This window comes from Phytobacter sp. V69 (genome assembly GCF_965644215.1).
In the GTDB taxonomy this organism is placed as follows: Bacteria; Pseudomonadota; Gammaproteobacteria; order Enterobacterales; family Enterobacteriaceae; genus Phytobacter.
In genome coordinates this window covers 1-1748 of sequence record NZ_CBFFRL010000400.1, presented here as the reverse complement: position 1 = coordinate 1748, position 1748 = coordinate 1, and the positions used below count along the sequence as shown (strand labels likewise).

The window sequence follows — 1748 nt, the reverse complement described above, 5'->3', positions numbered from 1 at the left end:
CAAAAATCAGAAGGCGGAGCCCGTCTATTCGCCACGCCCTAAAGCTGCCAGTCTGCTCGACCCGCATCGTGACTACATCAGGAAGCGGCTTGCAGAGGCACACCCTTACCGGCTGTCAGCGACGGTGGTTTATCGAGAAATACGTGAGCGTGGCTATCGGGGCTCCCTGACCTTGCTGCGCTACTTCCTCCGCGCAGAGCATCCACCTGTAACAGCGGAGCAGGCTGTGCGCTTCGAAACCGAGCCAGGACGACAGATGCAGGTCGACTGGGGGACGATGCGCAGCGGGCATACCCCGCTGCACGTCTTTGTTGCCGTACTGGGATACAGCAGGATGCTTTACATCGAGTTCACGGACAATATGCGATACGAAACGATGGAAAGCTGCCACCGCAACGCCTTCCGGTTCTTCGGAGGCGTGCCACAGGAAGTGCTGTATGACAACATGAAGACGGTTGTGCTGCAGCGCGATGCTTATCAGCCAGGTCAGCATCGCTTCCATCCTTCCCTCTGGCAGTTCGCCAAAGAAATGGGCTTCACACCGCGCCTGTGCCGGCCGTTCCGGGCGCAGACAAAGGGCAAAGTTGAACGCATGGTGGGCTACACCCGCCAGAGCTTCTATATCCCACTGATGACGCGGCTCAGGCCTGCCGGCGTCGTGCTGGACGTTGAAACGGCCAATCGCGAAGGCCGCCGCTGGCTCAGCGAGGTAGCCAACAGTCGTGAGCACCAGACGATCCACTGCCGACCCTGCGACCGCTGGCAGGAAGAGCAACAGTCCATGCTGGCACTTCCGCCAGATAAGCCGGTGGAGCAGTTGCTGATCAAAGAAGACATCCAGCTCTTCGACCGTAATCCGCTGCATCATCCGCTCTCCATCTATGACATGTTCTGCCCGGGAGCTGCTTAATGACTGAGATACAGCATCAGCGCCTGGCGTCGCTGGCAGAACAGCTGCAGCTGGAAAGTCTTGTCGGCTCGGCGCACGCGCTGAGCCAGCAGGCCGTCAGCCAGGAATGGAGTTATCTGGACTTCCTTGAGCATCTGCTGCAGGACGAGAGGCTGGCGCGTCACCAGCGAAAACAGGCGATGTATACACGAATGGCGGCGTTCCCGGCGGTGAAAACCTTCGAAGAATATGACTTCACCTTCGCGACGGGCGCACCACAGAAGCAGCTGCAGTCGCTGCGCTCCCTGAGCTTCATTGAGCGGGGAGAAAACGTGGTACTGCTGGGGCCATCAGGTGTGGGCAAAACGCATCTGGCTATCGCGCTGGGCTATGAAGCTGTGCGGGCCGGGATCAAGGTACGCTTTACCAGCGCTGCCGACCTGTTGCTGCAGCTGTCAACGGCGCAGCGGCAGGGTCGCTACAAAAACACGCTTCACCGGGGCGTACTGACACCCCGCCTGCTCATCATAGACGAAATCGGTTATCTGCCGTTCAGTCAGGAAGAAGCGAAACTGTTCTTCCAGGTGGTGGCGAAACGCTACGAAAAAAGCGCCACAATCCTGACATCGAACCTGCCGTTCGGTCAGTGGGACCAGACGTTCGCAGGTGATGCCGCTCTGACATCAGCGATGCTGGACAGGATCCTACACCACTCACACGTAGTGCAGATAAAAGGAGAGAGCTATCGACTGAAACAGAAACGTAAGGCAGGACTGATAACGGAACCTAATCCTGAGTGATCAGGTGGGTCAAATTACAACTGCTGTTGTTAAACAAAGGTGGGTCAAAGTTCGACTGC

The 1748-nt window shown here is 57.7% G+C and carries 2 protein-coding genes; both read left to right on the top strand.

Annotation, left to right across the window (positions count from 1 at the left end):
• The coding region (gene istA, locus ACSZPU_RS25520; RefSeq protein WP_499004395.1) for an IS21 family transposase at nucleotides 1-910 on the top strand (910 nt) is incomplete at its 5' end.
• Complete coding sequence (gene istB, locus ACSZPU_RS25515) at nucleotides 910-1689, top strand: IS21-like element helper ATPase IstB (protein ID WP_025160416.1); 780 nt, start codon at nucleotides 910-912, stop codon at nucleotides 1687-1689. The genes istA and istB, both read left to right, overlap by 1 nt.
• Nucleotides 1690-1748 lie beyond the last annotated feature (59 nt).

Bases quoted from the DNA above. Each gene is read 5' to 3' on its own strand.
- istB (WP_025160416.1), top strand. From the start codon at position 910: ATGACTGAGATACAGCATCAGCGCCTGGCGTCGCTGGCAGAACAGCTG.